This is a genomic window from Janthinobacterium sp. UMAB-60 (genome assembly GCF_900095235.1).
Taxonomy (GTDB): domain Bacteria; phylum Pseudomonadota; class Gammaproteobacteria; order Burkholderiales; family Burkholderiaceae_D; genus Janthinobacterium.
In genome coordinates this window covers 141,309-158,880 of the sequence record NZ_LT607493.1, presented here as the reverse complement: position 1 = coordinate 158,880, position 17,572 = coordinate 141,309, and the positions used below count along the sequence as shown (strand labels likewise).

The window sequence follows — 17,572 nt, the reverse complement described above, 5'->3', positions numbered from 1 at the left end:
AGGATATAGAACATGCAAAACGGAACCATCGTAGCAAGCAATGCGAAGTGGCTGAAAAAGGTCAAATGGGACGAGCACGGCCTGGTGCCCGTGATCGCGCAGGAAGCGGGCAGCAATGACGTGCTGATGTTCGCCTGGATGAACCGCGACGCGCTGGCGCGCACGGTGGAGCTGGGCGAAGCCGTGTACTGGAGCCGTTCGCGCAAGAAACTGTGGCACAAGGGCGAAGAATCGGGCCACACGCAAAAGGTGCTGGAAATCCGCCTCGATTGCGATGAAGACGTGGTCTTGCTGAAGATCGAGCAAGCGGGCGGCATCGCCTGCCATACGGGCCGCCATTCGTGCTTCTTCCAGAAATTCGAAGGCGACGAAAAAACGGGCGAATGGCAGATTACCGACCCCGTGTTGAAAGACCCTGAGACGATTTATGCGGAAAGCAAGAGCAAATGAGTGAAACGTTAAAACGCCTGGCCGCCGTGATCGAATCGCGCAAGCTGGCCAATGGCGGCGATCCCGCCACCTCGTATGTCGCGCGCCTGTTTGCCAAGGGCGATGACGCCATTTTGAAAAAAATCGGCGAAGAAGCGACGGAAACCGTGATGGCCGCCAAGGATGCGCGGCGCGACAACGACCCGTCGAAGGTCCTGTACGAATGCGCCGACCTGTGGTTTCACTCGCTGGTGATGCTGGCGCAGTTCGACCTGACGCCGCAGCAGGTGCTCGACGAGCTGGCGCGCCGCGAAGGCCTGTCCGGCCTGGAAGAGAAGGCGGCACGCAAGGATGCGCTGCGCGACGTCGGCGAAACAGACAAACACTGACCTACTGGAGCGTGCGTGGATAACTGTATTTTTTGCAAAATTGCTGCGAAACAAATTCCTTCTTCCATCGTGTATGAAGACGACGACTTGCTGGCCTTCAAGGACATCAACCCGGCCGCCCCCGTGCATTTGCTGCTGATTCCGAAGCGCCACGTGGCCAGCCTGTCCGACTGCGACGACAGCCACACGGACCTGCTGGGCAAGCTGCTGCGCCTGGCGCCGAAACTCGCTGCCGAATTCGGCTGCGCCGTCACGTATGAGGCCGATGGCACGCCCGCCGGCGGCTTCAAGACCATGATCAACAGCGGCCCGAACGGCGGGCAAGAGGTGTATCACTTGCACATGCATGTGTACGGCGGTCCCCGTCCCTGGCGCGGCCAGCACTGATTTCGCCGTGCGCCGGGTTCGCGTGTATACTACCGGCATTGGTTGATGCTATTCGGGCACCGTCCCGCAAGGAGAATGTGATGGGTTCATTGAGTATTTGGCACTGGGTGATCGTTCTGGTCATTGTGATGCTGGTCTTCGGCACCAAGAAACTGGGCAATATCGGCGGTGATATCGGCAAGGCCGTCAAAGGCTTCAAGGATGGCGTCAAGGGCGACGATGACGCTCCGGCAGCCAATACCCCTCCTGCTGCGCCATCGCAAGTGGCCGACAAAAGCACCATCGACGTCGAGACGAAAGAGAAAAGCAAGTTCTGATAGCGCGGCGGCGCCCCTGGCCCGCCCGGTAGACGCACTTGGACGCTTATGATCGATCTCGGTCTCTCTAAAATCGCCATCATCGGCGTGGTTGCGTTGATAGTCATCGGCCCTGAAAAGTTGCCGAGAGTGGCGCGCATGGCCGGTACCCTGTATGGCCGCGCGCAACGCTACCTGAACCAGGTGAAATCCGAAGTCTCGCGCGAAATTGAAATGGAAGAGCTGAAAAACCTGCAGAAGGAAGTGCAGGAGGCAGCCCATTCCGTCAAGCAAAGCGTGGAGAAATCCATGCATGGCGTGGAAAACTCGATCTCCGGCAACCTGGCCGAGGTGGAAAACGCCTGGCGCGGCGATTCCAGCTCGTATGAGGGGCACCACGATGCCCATGAAGCCATGCTGCGCGCCACCAATGAAGACCTGGCCCGCAAGGCGCGTGAATTCCGCCGCAAGAAGCTGGTGCGCAATTCCGCCATCCCTGGCTGGTACAAGCAGCGCCATGGCGGCAAGCAGCACGTGCAGTCGGCGGCCGCCCGCGTGGCACGTTTCCGTCCGCGCGCCAGTTCCTCCTCCTTTTACTCATGAGTAGCAAAGCCCCGGTGGAAGAAACCTTTATCTCGCATCTGGTCGAGCTGCGCAACCGCCTGGTCAAGGCCTCGATCGGTATCGCCGTCGTCTGCGCCGTGCTGTTCTATTGGCCCGGCCCTTCGCATATCTACGATTTTATTGCCGCGCCGATGATCGCCTCGCTGCCGGCCGGCTCGAAAATGATCGCCACCGGCGTCATCTCGCCGTTCCTGGTGCCGATGAAAGTGACGTTGGTGATCGCCTTCATCGTCGCCTTGCCCTGGGTGCTGTACCAGATGTGGGCGTTTATCGCGCCCGGCCTGTACGCGCATGAAAAGCGCCTGATCGCGCCGCTGGTCATTTCCTCGTCCCTGCTGTTCATCGCTGGCGTGGCCTTCTGCTATTTCTTTGTGTTTGGCCGCGTGTTCCACTTCATCAGCGATTTTTCGCCGTCGTCGATCGCGGTGATGCCCGATATTGAAAACTACCTCGATTTCGTCATGTCGATGTGCCTGGCCTTTGGCGCGACGTTCGAAGTGCCCGTGGTGGTGGTGATTCTCGTGCGCATGGGCCTTGTTTCCATTGCGAAACTCAAGGAAGTGCGTCCCTACATCATCGTCGGCGCCTTCGTGATTGCCGCCATCGTCACGCCGCCGGACGTCGTCAGCCAGTTCTCGCTGGCCATTCCGATGTGCCTGTTGTTCGAGCTGGGCCTGCTGGTGGCGCCCATCTTCGTCAAGGCCACCCAGGCGCCGGAAGAAGCATCCTAGGCTCTCTACTATACTCGCAAGCAAAAGCCGCTGACCTCTCCCGGGAGCAGCGGCTTTTTTATCGCCGGATGGGGAGGTGAGTGCTTACTGCAGCATCAGTTTGCTGAGGATGCCCAAGTTGAGCAGGATCAAGGTACTCATCATCCAGTAGACGTGTTTCATGTCCGCGCCCTGGCGCAAGTCCAGGCGTTCCAGGCGGGCGTCGAATTTTTGCTCGGAGTGATCGAATCTGGCATCGAATTTCTGTTCCAGGGTATCTATCCGAGTATTGAATTTGTGTTCCAAGGTATCTATCCGGGTATCAAATTTGTGTTCCAGGGTATCTATCCGGGTATCGAATTTCTGCTCCAATGCATCGAGCTTGGTATCGAATTTGTGTTCCAATGTATCTAATTTGGTATCGAATTGGCGTCCCAGCGCATCGATCCTGGTATCGAGTTTCAAGTCCAGCGCGTCTATCCGGGTAGCGAGTCTGAGCTCCAGCGCATCGATCTTCAACTCCAGGGCGCCAAACTTGGTGTCGACCTTTTGCGATACCAGCTTGATTTCCCCCAGCAGATTGCGTTCCAGCGCCGCCAGCTCACTATGCACGACGACAGCCGACCCCAGCACATCGCCCAAGGCCGCCGCATGGGCTTCTGCCTGCTGCGTGGGCACGCCTGCCGAGGCGAGGCGTTTGGCGTAATCGAGGGTGTCGAACTGGATGGGCATATGCATGGACGCTCCTGAAATCCAGCCTAGCAGGAAAATCGGCAATTGCCAGTGAGGAGAGCGGTGGCGCTTGCCTTCCCATCAGCCTAATGGACAAGGCAGCGAATCGTTTGCGGCGGCGCAAACGGATGCAAAAAGGGCGCCGCAGCGCCCTTTGCAAGGTGAGGATGCGTATCGCTTAATTCATCAGTTCCTTGATGACTTTCACGGGCGCGCTGCCGTAGCTGAGGAATTGCTCGTGGAAATCCTTCAGCACGAATTTGCTGCCCAGCGCTTGCTTGCGCTGTTCGCGCAAGTCCATGATTTCGCTATAGCCGCTGAAATAGCTGGTCAGTTGCACCGAACTCAGCTGCACGCGACGCCATTTTTCCGTCGCTTCACGCTTGGTCTGGAAGGCCTGGCGCGTCAGCAGGTCCAGCGCCTGCTCCTGCGTCATGCCCTGCACGTGCACGCTGTAGTCGAGGATGGTGTTGGTGACGCTGCGCAAGTTCCACTTCGAATACATCAGCCACATTTCCGGCGCATTGTTGCCATAGCCCGATTCCAGCATCATGCGTTCGCCATACACGGCCCAGCCTTCGATCATGGCACCGTTGCCGAAGATGGACTTGACCAGCGACGGCGATTTGTTGGCATACACGAGCTGCGTGTAGTGGCCAGGGATGGCTTCGTGGATGTTCAGGATCTGCAAGATCCAGTGGTTGTACTCGCGCAAGCTGCTTTCCGCCTGTTCCGCCGTCTCGCCGTCGAGCGGCGTCACGTTGTAATAGGTGCGGTCCTGCGGACGGTAGGGGCCGGGCGCCTCGATGCTGGCGCCGGCCACGCCGCGCTGGTAAGCGGGCGTTTCACGCACGACCAGCGGTTTTTTCGGGTCCATCGTCAGCAGGTTGTGGCTGGTCACCCATTCCTGCAATTCCGGGATCTGGCGGCGGATTTCCGGCACGAAATCGGCGGGCGCCACGTGATTGCTGGACAGCTTGTCGATCACCATGCCGATCTTCGCCGTGCGGTCCGCCGGCTTGGCCGTACTACCCATGGTTTTCACCCACAGCTCGTCGGACAGGCTATCCATGTGCTCAAGCAACTTTTCGCGGGCGGCCAGGGCTTTCTGATACATCTGCTCGGCGCTCACGCTGGCCTGGATATCGTAGGCGAACTTCTGTTCATATAAATCTTTGCCAATGCGGAAGGAACGCGCGTTGCCGTTCTGCGCCAGCGCCGCATCCTGCTCCGTCAGCCAGGTCGCATAGCCTTGCACGGCCGAGCGGGCCGCGGCGATGCGCGCGTTGTACAGCTGTTTTTCGAGCGGCGTCAGGATGGACGCCTGTGCCGTCTTGTTCAGGTCGTCAAGCACGCTGAGCACGCCGGCGCTCTGGGCGATAGCCAGCTGCGTGTGTTCGCGCGTGGGGTGATTGATACTGGCGCGCGCGGCCGCATAGTATTGCGGCACGCTGGCGATGCGCTTGAGCAGGGTGCGCAGGCGCTGCGGCTGCGCCGCGTATTCCGTGTTCAGGATGAAGTCGATGGAGCCGGCCACGTTGTACTGGGCGGGATTCCATTCGAATTCGCGGAAGGTGGTCAGATACCAGCGGTCCGATTGCAGTTTATTCGTCAGCAAGGCCAGGTCGGTACGTTGCTTGTCCGACATTTTGCTGGCATTCAGCTTGCCGAACTTGCCCAGCCATTCTTCGATGAAGGCCAGTTGCTTCTGGCGGCTGGCCGCGTCGGGAATGCTCAGGTTGGCGGCGCCATCGTACTTGCCGACCGAAATCGCGCTTTCCGGGTCCAAGCGCCACAGGGCCGTGAGGAACTGGCCACTCAGGTTATTCATGGAGCGGTCGCTGCTGTTCTCGCTGGCGACGGCGGCGACCGTGGCTGCCGTGACGACGGCCGCTTTCTTGGCGACGGTTTTTTTCTTACTGCTGCTGGTACTGGCCTTGCCGTTCTTCTGCGGCTTTTTGGCGGCGCTGGCCGGTGTCAGGGTAAAGGCCAGCATCAATGCGGCGAGCGCAACTTTATTTCTTGTCAGCATAGTTTATCTCTTGAATATTTTGTTGTTTGCTCTCATCAGAAAATAATAAACTGATAATATAAGTAACAAACAACTATTGAAAGGTTGGCTTTGCTTGCCAGGGCGGCCAAAGATTAGCATTAATTACCGCGCTTGCGCAGTTTTTTGCCAGCAAGCCAGCCTCGCTAGACGACGATGGCGCTGCCGTGCAGCAGCTCCTGATGGCGCGCATTGATGGCCGCCACGGCATCCTTGCCGCGCGCCATGCCGGTGGCGTGGATTTCGATGTCCTGCGTGTAGCGCTGGCTGACGCGCACCGTGTAGGACTGGAACAGCCAGCTCCAGAAATTGGTTTCGTAGACGGCTTCATCCATGTCGCGCCATTTGACGCCCATGAGTTTCTTTTTCCACGGCAAAATGCCGGACGCCAGCCACACGCCCGCCTCGTCGTAGTACAACTGATAGCTGCGGATGGTCAGCAGGCGGTAGCCGACGATCAGGGCCGAGCCGATCAGCACCACGAAGGCGGCGCGCGCGTTGTACTTGAAAGCCAGCGGCAGGGCGGCAAAGAACAGCAGCACGGCAATGACGAAAGTGCTGACATAGGCCGTCCAGGATTTGCCGCACAAAAAGGTGGCGCGCTGGCCGGCGCTGGTGGCGATGTAGTCGGTCATGGGGCAAGAAAGTAGAGCGGAAAAACGATCATCGCATGGAACGCGGTTTCCCCGTGCATTTTTTCAAGCTCATCGCTTCAACCCTTCCTGCAGCATGCCCAGCATGTCATTGGCCGACATGCGCGCTGCCGCGTCGCTGCCTTCCAGCAGACTGTCGGCCAGGTCGCGCTTGTGCTGGTGCAATTCGACGATGCCTTCCTCGATCGTGTGCTTCGCCACCAGCCGGTAGATGGTGACGGGACGCAATTGCCCCATGCGGTGGGCGCGGTCCGAGGCCTGGTCTTCCACGGCCGGATTCCACCACGGGTCCATGTGGATCACATAGTCGGCCGCCGTCAAGTTGATGCCCATGCCGCCCGCCTTCAGGCTGATCAGGAAAACATCGCCCTCTCCCGCCTGGAAGGCATCCACGCGGCGCTTGCGCTCCTGCATGGGCGTGCTGCCGTCCAGGTACTGATAGCTGACGCCATGCTGCTCCAGGTGCTTGCGGATGAGTGTTAAATGGTCGACGAACTGGCTGAAGACGAGCACCTTGTGGCGGTTTTCCAGCAAGCCCGACAGCAGCTCGGCGAAGGCCGCCAGCTTGCTGCTGGCCAGGCCCAGTTCCGGCGCCACCAGCTGCGGATTGCAGCAGGCGCGGCGCAGCTTCATGATTTCCGCCAGGATCTGGATGGCCTTTTTCGACGCCGGCCCTTCCACCATAGCCAACTTTTCCAGCGCTTCGCGGCGCAGCGATTCGTACAGCGCCGTTTCCGGCGGCGACAATGCCACTTCCAGCACGATTTCCGTGCGCGACGGCAATTCGGACAGCACTTGCGTCTTCGTGCGGCGCAGGATGAATGGCGCGATCAGGCGGCGCAAGCGCAGGCGCGCGCCGGCCGCCGCCCGCTTGTCCTGATCCTTTTCGATCGGTCCCGCAAAGCGCAAATTGAACTGGTCGAGGGTGCCCAGCAAACCCGGGTTAATGAAGCGGAACAGATTCCACAGTTCGCCCAAATGGTTTTCCAGCGGCGTGCCGCTGGCCACCATGCGGAAGTCCCCTTGCAAGGCCATCACGGCTTGCGAGCGCTTGGTGGCGCCATTCTTGATCGCCTGCGCTTCGTCGAGCACGATCGTATGCCAGCGCACGCCGGCAAACAGGGCCGCTTCCTGCTGCAGCAAGCCATAGCTGGCCACCACCACGTCGAACGGCTGCAAGGTATCGAGCATGTCGGCCCGGTCGCCGCTGCCGAACAGTTTGATGTTCAAGGTGGGCGCGAAGCGCTGCGCTTCGCTGATCCAGTTCATGCACACGGACGTGGGCGCGACCACCAGGGTGGGGCCGTTGGGCGCGCGCGCCAGGATCAGCGCCAGCGCCTGTAAAGTCTTGCCGAGTCCCATGTCGTCGGCCAGGCAGGCGCCCACGCCCCAGTGCGCCAATCGCGCCAGCCAGTTAAAACCGGCCAGCTGGTAGTCGCGCAGGTCGGCCTGCAGGGTGCTGGGCAGTTGCGGCTGATAATCGTCGAGGGCGCGCAGGCGCAGCAAGTGTTCGCGCCAGAGTTTGTCGGCTTTCACGCCGCCCGCATCGTTGGCCAGCTCTTCCAGCGCGAAGGCGGCCAGCGGGTGGATGTGCACGCCATCGGCATGCGCCTCGCCATACGCGGCCAGCTCGGACAGGCGGCGGTGCAATTCGTCGCTGAGCGCCAGGAACTGGTTGTCGCCCAGGGCCACGAAGCGGCTTTTATTGTTCTGCATCAAATCGAGCAGGGCACGCAAATCCATCACCTTGTCTTCGTCGATCTGCACTTCGCCGCTGGCGGCAAACCAGTCCTTTTCGCTCTTGATATTGAGGCGCATCTGGCCGCTGTCGATGCGTTTCGACACGCGCATGGTTTCACCCTCGGGCCAGGCCAGCACGATGCCGTTTGGCTCCAGCGCCTGTAACTCCACCAGCAACTGCAAGCCCAGGGCAGGCTGGCCCAGCAGCCACTCGCCGTGTTCCTCTTCCGCCTCTTCCAGCACCAGGCAACGTCCGATCAGCTGGCGCTGCGCTTCGCGTTCCGCATTCAGGTCGCGCCGCGCTTGCACGGCCCGGCCCGCCACATCGGCAAACACGCTTTCGGCACCGCTGCCCGGTGCGTAATAGGCGCCGTTGTCGAGCAGCGGGCGCACGAGAATTTGCATCTTCAAACCCTGCTGGTAGGGCAGCAGGTGCACGTGCAGGCGGTGGTCGGCCGTGATGACTTCCGCGTCGCCGGCGCCGCCGCCGATATCCGATTGCACGGTGACCATCGATGAAATGGCGCCGATCGCCTGCATCACCTGTTTTTCCGCATGCAGCGGCACGGACAGGCCCAGGCCCACGATGGCGCCGATGCGCCGGTGCTCGTCGAGGATGTGCACCACGCGCAGGCGCGTCGGCGTTTCACGCTGCACCACGACGTTGCCGCCGTTGTCGGGCAATGGCGGTTGCATGCCCAGCCACAGCTGCCCCTCGTGCGACTTGATGAGCAGCTCGGGCGCGCCGGCGATCAGTTCCACGCGGGTGTCGGGATGGTCGAGCCAGAACACGAGCGGGTGGCCCACCAGCAAGATGGCGGCCTTGTCCAGCTCGATTTCATAGCGCGGCGCCGACGAATAATACTGTTTGAACGGTGCGATGCTGCCCGCCGCGCGGGCGTCTTGCGGCGTGAGGAAATCGATGTCGCCCGCCTCTTCGGCCAGGCGTTTGAGGCCCATGGCGCGGCCCTTGCTCCAGCCACCGCGCGCGTCGCGTTTCTGCTCGCGCACTTCCACGGCCGTCAGGCCGAAGCGCGGGTCGAACGCCACCAGCCACACGAGGCGCGAGACGCTGCCGATGGCTTCGGCGGGCGCGTTCTGCTGCAGGTTGATCAGCGCGCTCAGCTGGCGCTGCCACGCTTCCTGGCGCTCGAACCACGGCGCCATGTCCGTCAAGCCGTGTTGCGCCCGCTTGGACGTGGCAAAGCGCTCCTGCTGTGGCTCGCCCATCAAGCCCAGCAAGCCGGCCGCCTGCGCCGCGATCAAATCATAGCCGGCCGCGTCGGCTTGCTGCACCAACAGGCGCAGTTGATCCTTGCGTTCGCTCAATTGCGGTAGCGCCAGCCAGTAGTACAGCAAGGCCTGGAACAGCTGCGCCTGCAAGCCCGTTTCCCAGCTGCGCGTGGGGATCGCATCGGCTTGCAGCACGCCCGCACGCACCAGGCGCAAGGTATTCAACTGCTGGTAGACGATGCTGTCGTGGTTCGGCTGCGCATGCAGCGCGATATCGAGATAGGTTTCCGCGCTTTTCAGCAGCTTGGCGTCGTTGCCGCGCAGCAGGGCCAGCACGTACAGGTGGCCGCCGATGCCCGTAAAGCACAGCTTGCGCTTGCCCGCCTCCTTGCGCAGTCCTTTCAGGGCCGTGTCGAAGCCCGCCACGGCGTGCGCATGTTCGCCGCGCAACAGGGCGATGCTGCTGTCGACAAACAGCGCCTGCGGCCCCTGCTGGCCCGCCAGGTAGCGCGCGGCGGCGTCGAGTTCGCCGCACAGCAGGGCGTCTTCCGCCAGGGCCAGCGGCAGGGCGGCGCCGATATGGTCGCCGGCCGCCGTCTGGCGTGCGTGGTGCGCGCGCGCATAGCTGCGGATGGCGTGCGCCGTGGCCGGCTCGCGCGGGGCGTTGCCCAGCAGCACGGCGAGGATGTCATCCTGCAGTTGCGGCATGACGAAAGACAGCATTTCCGGCTCGAACGGGCGGCCGAAAATCTCGATCAGCGGATGCAGCTGCTGCGCTTCATAGCACGCCATGCAGGCGGCCAGGATGGCGGCCACCTGGCGCACCTCGTCGTTGCGCAACAGGGCGATGCGCAGGCGCGCCACGCCTTGCCGGTAGCTGCGCAATTCCACATAGCCATCCCAGTTGCGGCGCACGGGGTTGATGGTTTCGATCGCCTGGCACAGGTCGCGGAACGCCAGGTGCTCGATGGCGGCGCGCATGGCGGGCCAGCGCAGCTTGGCTTCGCAGGCATAGCCGCGCCCTACCACCTCGGACGCCAGCGCGTGCCGCGTCAAATGCTGCAGCATGCCCGTGACGGTGAGCAGGGCAAACGGCGTGCCGTCCGGCTCGACGATATTGGCGCGCTGCAAGTGTTCATACACGGCATGCTTGCCCACCGGCTCGCCCGCGATGGCCAGCAAGGCCAGGATCATTCGTTCGTGCTGCTCCAGGGCGGCGAATTCGTCCAGCAAGAGCTGGTCTGCATGCGGATCGGTCATGCGGGCAAGTTGGCGATATGCACGGGAGGCTCGCCGGCCGCCACGGGCAGGCCGAACACGCGCTGGTAGAAATACAGTTCCGCGTCCAGCGTGCGCACGATGTTTTCCGCCTTGCGGAAGCCGTGGCCCTCGCCTTCGAGCGGCACGTACGCGACGGGCACGCCGCGCGCCTGCAGGGCGTCGACCATCTGTTGCGACTGCTGCGGCGGCACCACCTTGTCATCGAGGCCCTGGAAGAAGATCATCGGGCGCGACAGTTTGTCCGTGTGGTGGATGGGCGAGCGCTCAAGGTACAGCGCCTCGGCTTGCGGCTGCGGGGCGATCAGGTAATCGGTATAGCGCGATTCGAACTTGTGCGAATCGTCGTCCAGGCCCTTCAGGTCGGATACGCCATAGTAGCTGGCGCCCGCCTTGAAGACGTCGTGGAAGGTCAGCGCGCACAGGGTCGTCAGGCCGCCCGCGCTGCCGCCGCGCACGATCAGGCGCTCGGGGTCGGCCAGGCCGTTGGCGGCCAGATAGCGCGCGCCGGCGATGCAGTCTTCCACGTCGACGATGCCCCATTGCCCGCGCAGCGCGTCGCGGTATTCGCGGCCGAAGCCGCTGCTGCCGCCATAGTTGACGTCGAGCACGCCGATGCCGCGGCTGGTCCAGTACTGCGTCGCCAGTTTCAAGGTATTGCTGGCCATGCTGGTGGGGCCGCCATGGCTGATGACGATGACGGGTGGTAATGTGCCTGCGGGCGCTTGCACGTCGTCATTTTTCGGCGGATAAAAGAAGGCGTGCGCCGTGCGGCCGTTGCTGCTAGGAAAACTCAAGCTGCGCGGCACGGACAGGTAAGCCAGCGCGGGCAATTGCGCGATCGACTGCGCCAGCACTTCCAGTTCGTGGTTCGACAGGTCGATGCGCGCCAGTTCCAGCGCGATGGTGGGGCTGCCGCCCAGCAGCGCGACGAAGCCGGGCCCCACGCGCAGTTCGCGGATTTCCTGGTACGGATGCGGGATCGGCTCGAGTTTCGCCTCGGCCACGCTCAATTGCGCCAGGTAGCTGATGCCGGCCTGGATATACGTGCAGACGATCTCGTCGTTGGACAGAAAACCGTACATGCTGGCGCCGAAGGTCCAGTGCGGCGTGGCAAATTCCGCTTCCATCGGGCACAGCGCCTCGATGTCGGCGCCGTGCAGGCGGTACAGATTCCACCAGCCGCTGCTGTCGGAAACGAAGTGCAGCAAGCCGTTCGGCGACCATTCCGGCTGGCAGATCGACTCGCGCGCGCCGCCGGCGATCAGGCGTGGCGAACCCAGGCTGCCATCCGCGTGCACGTCGGCCAGCCACAGTTCCGTGCCTTGCCACGGCAGGCGCGGGTGATCCCAGCTGATCCAGGCCAGCTGGCTGCCGTCCGGCGATAAACGCGGCGCCGCATAAAAATCGTGGCCGCGCGCCAGCACCGTGTCGCGTCCGTCGAAGCCGACGGCGGCCAGGCAGTTTTCCGGATGCGCGTGGCCTGCATCCGGGTGCTGCTCGCGCACGGCGATCAGGCGGGAACGGGCCGCATCGACGACGAAGTCCGCATGGCGCGTGTTGCCGCCCGTGGTGAACGCTTCGGGCGCGGCGTCGCCGCTCACGCGGTACAGGCAATTGTCGGCGAAATGCGAAAAATACACGGTATCGCCGGCCACGGCATATGCGCCGCCGCCGTATTCATGCACGCGGGTGCGCACATTGAACGGCGCCGGCGTCAGTTCATCGACCCGCGCGCCGCGCTGGCGCAGCAGGGTGTTGCGGCCCGCCTCGCTGGCGCGCCCGGCCAGCCAGAACACGTCGGCGCCATCCGCGCCGCCCAGGGCCAGCTGCGTCAGCGGCGAGGCGCCAGCGGCGACGATGGCCGCGCTGATCGGCGATGGCCAGATGCCATAAGGGGTGCTGGATGCGGTCGAGGTCATGCGGGCTCCGTGTCGTGGTGGAAAGAGGGGGCCTCCAGGCGGCGTCAGGCAGCGCGGCGGCGTGCATCATCATAATGGAAGGGCAGGCACAACGAAAGTCATCGCTGTGCGTGGCAAATGCTGCAAAGCGGCACTGGAATCAATGAAATGGCAGCGATTGGATGCGATAATACCGCTTCTCCAAGCTCGATTGCCTGCCATGCCACAATTTGCTCCGCTCCAGAATGACACTTTCCTGCGCGCCCTGTTGCGCCAGCCGACCGAGCACACCCCTGTCTGGCTGATGCGCCAGGCGGGCCGCTACCTGCCCGAATACCGCGCCACGCGCGAGCGGGCCGGCTCCTTCCTGGGCCTGGCAAAGAATCCCGATTACGCCACCGAAGTCACCTTGCAGCCCCTGGAGCGCTTCCCGCTCGACGCGGCCATCCTGTTTTCCGACATCCTGACGGTGCCTGACGCGATGGGCCTGGGCTTGTATTTCGCCGATGGCGAAGGCCCGAAGTTCGAGCGTCCGCTGCGCACGGAGCAGGATGTGAAGGCCTTGCAAGTGCCGGACCTGGAGTCGCTCGACTACGTTTTCAAGGCCGTCACGCAAATCCGCACGGAACTCAATGGCCGCGTGCCGCTGATCGGTTTTTCCGGCAGTCCGTGGACCCTGGCGTGCTACATGGTGGAAGGCGGCGGCTCGAAAGAGTTCCATACCATCAAGAAGATGCTGTACAACCGCCCTGACCTGATGCACCACATCCTGGCGATTAACGCCACTTCCGTGGCGCAGTACCTGAATGCGCAAATCGATGCCGGCGCGCAAGCCGTGATGATTTTCGATTCCTGGGGCGGTGCGCTGGCCGATGGCGCCTATCAGGAATTCTCGCTGGCCTATATGCAGCAAGTGGTGGCGCAGCTGAAACGCGACAAGGATGGCGTCAAGATTCCCGCCATCGTGTTTACCAAGGGCGGCGGCCAGTGGATCGAGCAGATCGCCGATATCGGCGCCGATGCCGTGGGCCTGGACTGGACCGTCAACCTGACGCGCGCGCGCCAGCTGGTCGGGCATAAAGTGGGCTTGCAGGGCAATCTCGACCCGGCCATCCTGTTCGCCAGCCCGGAGCAGATCCGCGCCGAAGTGGCGAAAGTGCTCAACGCCTTTGGCGCGCCGTCGGCCGGTACGGGCCACGTATTCAACCTGGGCCATGGCATTTCCCAGTTCACGCCGCCGGAATCGGTCGAAGCGATGGTGGAAGCCGTGCACAGCATGAGCCGCGCCATGCGCAGCGGTCAGTAACGCAATACCGCTTCCCCTGGCGCAGGGGCAGAAAAGGCAGGCTTCCCAGCGGAAGCCTGCCTTTTTCTTTGCTGCGCCTTAGCAGGAAATACCGACTTATGCACAATTTTTTTTGCTGCGGAAATAAGAGGCAGTTGAAAAGCCATGCCCGGGGATGCTCTGCAAGTACTTGATTATTAAGAAATAAAAAATGTCTTGTCGGACGGACTTTGTTGCAATTGATAAGGTTATTCTTCCGTTTGCCAGCCTTATTCCTTCATTGTCCACAAAGTTATCAACAGATTCTGTGGATAAAATTGAAAAGTATTTTGTTAACCGATACTTAGCGTCGATGTTCAGGTTTCACCTGAAGTGCATGTTGCACTGCATGATAATTGAACAATGTTTCGCCGCCCCGCGGGTAAAACCGAACGCTTGCCCGGCAATTGTCAACTTTGCCTCATATGGTGGCGTTTTTTGCGCAGGGCATGCATCAAAACGGTGCTTATTCCTGTATAAAAAAATCAGAAATGGTTCAGTTATGCACAGCGGCGGAAATGCCCCACGGATTTATCGCCTTCCGGGGATCAATTTTTAAGTCATTGATTTTAAATAGTTAATTTTTCTTGCGTGCCCCTCTTGACGGCGGTCAAAATTTTCTGTCCACATTTTTATGAAAGTTAATTTTGCTTTGTCCACAAAGTTATCCACAGAATTTTCTTCAGGCATGATGGCACGCTGTCCTGCCTGCTGTTAGGCGTTTGACGGACGAAACAAGTATCATGGCCCGCTGGCTTGATGCCTGACATCGCGCCGCGCCATTGACCCTGCCGCGCGCTTTTTTATAAGATAGGCCAAACCCCATGTCGCAGTGCATTTTGACGTCGTGCATCCTGAAAATCGCGCTCGACACGCCCCTGAACGCCCTGTTCGACTACCGCTGGAATGCGGCGGCGGATGCGGACGTTGCCGTGCCGCTGCCGCAAGTGGGGCAGCTGGCGCTGGTGCCGTTCGGCCGGCGCGAANGCGCGAAGTGATGGGGCTGATCGTCGGCGTGTCCGACAGCACGGATGTGCCCGCCGCAAAATTGAAGGATGTGCTGGCCGTGCGCAGCCAGCTGGCGCCCTTGTCGGAACAGTGGCTGGCGCTGGCCGCCTTTGCCGCCGATTACTACCAGCGTCCGCTCGGTGAAGTGGCGCTGCCGGGTTTACCGAAGAACTTGCGCGTGCTCACCACCGTGGCGCTGGACCGCGCCATCAAGAAGCTGGCGAAGCTGGCCGACGCGCACGACGGCACGCCGCTGAACATGCCGGCGCTCAACCCGGCCCAGCAAGAGGCGGCCGACGCCATCGGCGGCGCCTTGGGTTTCAAGCCGACCCTGCTGTACGGCGTGACGGGCAGCGGCAAGACGGAAGTGTATCTGCAAGCCTGCGCCCAGGTGCTGGCGCGCGACGAGGCGGCGCAAATCCTGATTTTGGTGCCGGAAATTAACCTGACGCCCCAACTGGAAGGCAATATCCGCGCGCGCTTTCCCGGCGTCATGCTGGCCACCCTGCACAGCAGCCTGTCCGAAGGCGAGCGCATGCTGCACTGGCTGGCGGCCCACCAGGGCCAGGCGCGCATCGTGCTCGGCACGCGGCTGGCCATCCTGGCATCCTTGCCGAAACTCAAACTGATCGTCATCGACGAGGAACACGATCCTTCCTACAAGCAGCAGGAAGGCTTGCGCTATTCCGCGCGCGACCTGGCCGTGTGGCGCGCCTGGCAATTGCAGATTCCCATCGTGCTGGGCTCGGCCACGCCGTCGCTGGAAAGCTGGCACCACGCGCAGACGGGGCGCTACCGCAAGCTGGAATTGCGCGAGCGGGCCGTCAAGAATGCGGTGTTGCCACGCGTTAAGATCCTCGACATGGAGCGCGACAAGCCGAAGGACGGCCTGACCTCGCACCTGATCGCCGCCCTGAAACTGCGCATGGAACGGGGCGAACAGTCGCTGCTGTTTTTGAACCGGCGCGGCTATTCGCCCGTCATCTGCTGCGAATCGTGCGGCTGGATCAGCAATTGCACGCGCTGCACCTCGTTCATGGTGCTGCACAAGCCCGAACACCGCTTGCGCTGCCACCATTGCAGCCTGGAACTGCGCATTCCCCGCCATTGCCCCACCTGCGGCAACGTCGATTTGCAGCCGCTGGGACGCGGCACGCAGCGCGTGGAAGAGGGCTTGCAGCAATTGTTTCCAGAGGCGCGCATCTTGCGCATCGACGCCGATTCCACGCGCAAGAAGGGCAGCGCGCAGGAAGCGTTCGACACCGTGCACCGGGGCGAAGTGGACATTTTGATCGGCACGCAGATGGTGGCCAAGGGCCACGATTTCAAAAAGCTGACCTTGGTCGGCATCTTGAATCCGGACACGGCCCTGTTTTCCCAGGATTACCGGGCCAGCGAACGGTTGTTTGCCCAGCTGATGCAAGTGGCGGGCCGCGCCGGGCGGGCCGCGCAGACGGAAGGGGGCAGCGTCAGTGAGGTGCTGATCCAGACGCGCTATGCGCGCCATCCGCTGTACGACGCCGTCGTCCACCACGATTACGACCATTTCGCCACCACCTTGCTGGAAGAGCGGGCGCAGGCGGCGTTGCCGCCGTATCTGTTCCAGGCCCTGCTGCGCGCCGAGGCGCCCGAGCTGGCGACCGCCATCGAGTTCCTGCAGGCGGCCAAGGAATGCATGGCACACCCGCAGGTGACCATCAACGACCCGATTCCCATGAGCATGACGCGCGTCTACAACGTGGACCGCGCCCAGCTGCTGCTGGAATCGCCCTCGCGGCCGGCCCTGCAGGCGTTTTTGAAAGAATGGTTAGCGGAGTTGCGCGCCATGAAGTCGCGCGTGAAATGGTCGCTGGAAGTGGATCCGCTGGATATCTGATTAGTTCAGGTAATCGCGCGCCGACTTGACGATCTGCTCGGACAGCAGCTTGGTAAACGGCGTGTCCAGGGTCCACGCATGCCAGCTCAGCGGTACATCCAGGGTGCTGCCCGGCAGCAGATCCACGAGGCGGTCCGTCGCCAGCGCTGGCGCGGCCAGGCGCTGCGGCATCAGGCCGTAGGCCAGGCCATCCTGGACGCAGCCGCGGCGCGCCGTTTCCACCGGTAAGGTGTGGTGCGGAAACGGTTCACGCATATTGAGTTGTTCAGCAAGAAAACGCGCCAGCAAGCCGTGCTGGCCCACGACGGCGGGCGCCAGTTGCACCGCCTCGGCACTAAAACCATCGCCGAACCAGTGGCCCGCAAACACGGGCGTGGCCACGCAGACATAGCGCAGCATGCCCAGCGGCGTGACGCTGGTGGCGGCCGCCGCGTCGATCGCCGTGCCCGATTCTGCCGCCACGCAGCCGAACACGGAGCCGTCGCGCACCATCTGCAGGGCGCTGTCGCTGTCGGCCAGGCGCACGTCGAGCTGGCAGCGCGGCGGCGCCAGCAGGGCCGATAAAGTGTCGGGGAACCACGTGGCCAGGCTGTCGGCATCGATGGCGATGGCGATTTCCGGCATGCTGACGCTGTTGCCCAGGTCGATGTCGAGCGACGCTTCCATCAGCTTGACGTTGCGGTGATGCACGATCAATCGCTGGCCCAGGCCCGTCGGCACGGCCGGCTGGCCACGGATGATCAGCAGGCGCCCGCTGGCGTCTTCCAGCGCCTTGATGCGCTGCGAGACGGCCGACTGGGTGATGCCCAGCGCCAGGGCGGCCTTGTCGAAACTGCCATGGCTGGCCACGGCGTCCAGCACGGCCAGCGCGCGATAATCGAGTGATCCCATTAGCTCAGCTTATAAATTTTGAAAATGATTAGTTATACTAATACATATATT

Annotated in this window: 14 protein-coding genes and 1 pseudogene; 8 read left to right on the top strand and 7 right to left on the bottom strand. The window is 62.1% G+C overall.

Annotated features, from left to right (window positions below):
- Positions 1 to 12 precede the first annotated feature (12 nt).
- The 6 genes from hisI to tatC all read left to right on the top strand — a co-directional run bounded on the left by hisI (position 13) and on the right by tatC (position 2,856).
- Complete coding sequence (hisI, locus tag K0F86_RS19185) at positions 13 to 450, top strand: phosphoribosyl-AMP cyclohydrolase (protein ID WP_070219635.1); 438 nt, start codon at positions 13 to 15, stop codon at positions 448 to 450.
- Positions 447 to 818, top strand: coding sequence for a phosphoribosyl-ATP diphosphatase (locus K0F86_RS19180; protein ID WP_219135863.1), 372 nt, complete (start codon positions 447 to 449; stop codon positions 816 to 818). The genes hisI and K0F86_RS19180 overlap by 4 nt, the downstream gene beginning before the upstream one ends.
- Before the next feature lie 15 nt (positions 819 to 833).
- The gene (locus K0F86_RS19175; protein ID WP_219135862.1) at positions 834 to 1,205 is read left to right on the top strand and encodes a histidine triad nucleotide-binding protein; all 372 of its coding nucleotides are present in this window, start codon (positions 834 to 836) and stop codon (positions 1,203 to 1,205) included.
- An 80-nt stretch (positions 1,206 to 1,285) separates the two neighbouring features.
- Positions 1,286 to 1,522, top strand: a complete 237-nt coding sequence (gene tatA, locus K0F86_RS19170; RefSeq protein ID WP_071075001.1) for a Sec-independent protein translocase subunit TatA — start codon at positions 1,286 to 1,288, stop codon at positions 1,520 to 1,522.
- 48 nt (positions 1,523 to 1,570) lie between these two features.
- Positions 1,571 to 2,104 (top strand): Sec-independent protein translocase protein TatB, encoded by a 534-nt coding sequence (gene tatB, locus K0F86_RS19165; RefSeq protein ID WP_096232611.1) that lies wholly within the window; start codon positions 1,571 to 1,573, stop codon positions 2,102 to 2,104.
- The gene (tatC, locus tag K0F86_RS19160) at positions 2,101 to 2,856 is read left to right on the top strand and encodes a twin-arginine translocase subunit TatC (protein WP_219135861.1); all 756 of its coding nucleotides are present in this window, start codon (positions 2,101 to 2,103) and stop codon (positions 2,854 to 2,856) included. Before tatB ends, tatC begins: the two co-directional genes overlap by 4 nt.
- Positions 2,857 to 2,940: 84 nt before the next feature.
- Here the strand turns inward: tatC and K0F86_RS19155 are convergent, their stop codons facing one another.
- The 5 genes from K0F86_RS19155 to K0F86_RS19135 form a co-directional block, all read right to left on the bottom strand.
- Positions 2,941 to 3,573: an apolipoprotein A1/A4/E family protein gene (locus K0F86_RS19155; protein WP_219135860.1), complete on the bottom strand. Its 633-nt coding sequence runs from the start codon at positions 3,571 to 3,573 to the stop codon at positions 2,941 to 2,943.
- Positions 3,574 to 3,745: 172 nt separating this feature from the next.
- Positions 3,746 to 5,596, bottom strand: coding sequence for a DUF885 domain-containing protein (locus tag K0F86_RS19150; RefSeq protein ID WP_219135910.1), 1,851 nt, complete (start codon positions 5,594 to 5,596; stop codon positions 3,746 to 3,748).
- A gap of 167 nt (positions 5,597 to 5,763) precedes the next feature.
- On the bottom strand, positions 5,764 to 6,252 hold the full coding sequence (locus K0F86_RS19145; protein WP_219135859.1) for a hypothetical protein: 489 nt from the start codon (positions 6,250 to 6,252) through the stop codon (positions 5,764 to 5,766).
- Positions 6,253 to 6,321: 69 nt separating this feature from the next.
- Positions 6,322 to 10,503, bottom strand: a complete 4,182-nt coding sequence (locus K0F86_RS19140) for a DEAD/DEAH box helicase (protein WP_219135858.1) — start codon at positions 10,501 to 10,503, stop codon at positions 6,322 to 6,324.
- Positions 10,500 to 12,443 (bottom strand): S9 family peptidase, encoded by a 1,944-nt coding sequence (locus K0F86_RS19135; protein WP_219135857.1) that lies wholly within the window; start codon positions 12,441 to 12,443, stop codon positions 10,500 to 10,502. Before K0F86_RS19135 ends, K0F86_RS19140 begins: the two co-directional genes overlap by 4 nt.
- A gap of 199 nt (positions 12,444 to 12,642) precedes the next feature.
- Between K0F86_RS19135 and hemE the strand changes: the two genes are divergently transcribed.
- Positions 12,643 to 13,728, top strand: a complete 1,086-nt coding sequence (hemE, locus tag K0F86_RS19130) for a uroporphyrinogen decarboxylase (protein WP_072457493.1) — start codon at positions 12,643 to 12,645, stop codon at positions 13,726 to 13,728.
- A 573-nt stretch (positions 13,729 to 14,301) separates the two neighbouring features.
- Here the strand turns inward: hemE and K0F86_RS27645 are convergent.
- Entirely contained in the window at positions 14,302 to 14,436 is a 135-nt protein-coding gene (locus K0F86_RS27645) for a hypothetical protein (protein WP_257572239.1), read from the bottom strand.
- A gap of 134 nt (positions 14,437 to 14,570) precedes the next feature.
- On the opposite strand from K0F86_RS27645, the pseudogene K0F86_RS19125 reads away from it, so the two are divergent.
- Positions 14,571 to 16,630, top strand: a pseudogene (locus K0F86_RS19125) (primosomal protein N').
- Here the strand turns inward: K0F86_RS19125 and K0F86_RS19120 are convergent.
- Positions 16,631 to 17,521, bottom strand: coding sequence for an ArgP/LysG family DNA-binding transcriptional regulator (locus K0F86_RS19120; protein WP_219135856.1), 891 nt, complete (start codon positions 17,519 to 17,521; stop codon positions 16,631 to 16,633).
- Between the last annotated feature and the right edge of the window lie 51 nt (positions 17,522 to 17,572).

Bases quoted from the DNA above. Each gene is read 5' to 3' on its own strand.
- hisI (WP_070219635.1), top strand. From the start codon at position 13: ATGCAAAACGGAACCATCGTAGCAAGCAATGCGAAGTGGCTGAAAAAG.
- K0F86_RS19180 (WP_219135863.1), top strand. From the start codon at position 447: ATGAGTGAAACGTTAAAACGCCTGGCCGCCGTGATCGAATCGCGCAAG.
- tatA (WP_071075001.1), top strand. From the start codon at position 1,286: ATGGGTTCATTGAGTATTTGGCACTGGGTGATCGTTCTGGTCATTGTG.
- tatB (WP_096232611.1), top strand. From the start codon at position 1,571: ATGATCGATCTCGGTCTCTCTAAAATCGCCATCATCGGCGTGGTTGCG.
- tatC (WP_219135861.1), top strand. From the start codon at position 2,101: ATGAGTAGCAAAGCCCCGGTGGAAGAAACCTTTATCTCGCATCTGGTC.
- K0F86_RS19155 (WP_219135860.1), bottom strand. From the start codon at position 3,573: ATGCATATGCCCATCCAGTTCGACACCCTCGATTACGCCAAACGCCTC.
- K0F86_RS19145 (WP_219135859.1), bottom strand. From the start codon at position 6,252: ATGACCGACTACATCGCCACCAGCGCCGGCCAGCGCGCCACCTTTTTG.
- K0F86_RS19140 (WP_219135858.1), bottom strand. From the start codon at position 10,503: ATGACCGATCCGCATGCAGACCAGCTCTTGCTGGACGAATTCGCCGCC.
- K0F86_RS19135 (WP_219135857.1), bottom strand. From the start codon at position 12,443: ATGACCTCGACCGCATCCAGCACCCCTTATGGCATCTGGCCATCGCCG.
- hemE (WP_072457493.1), top strand. From the start codon at position 12,643: ATGCCACAATTTGCTCCGCTCCAGAATGACACTTTCCTGCGCGCCCTG.
- K0F86_RS27645 (WP_257572239.1), bottom strand. From the start codon at position 14,436: ATGCCTGAAGAAAATTCTGTGGATAACTTTGTGGACAAAGCAAAATTA.
- K0F86_RS19120 (WP_219135856.1), bottom strand. From the start codon at position 17,521: ATGGGATCACTCGATTATCGCGCGCTGGCCGTGCTGGACGCCGTGGCC.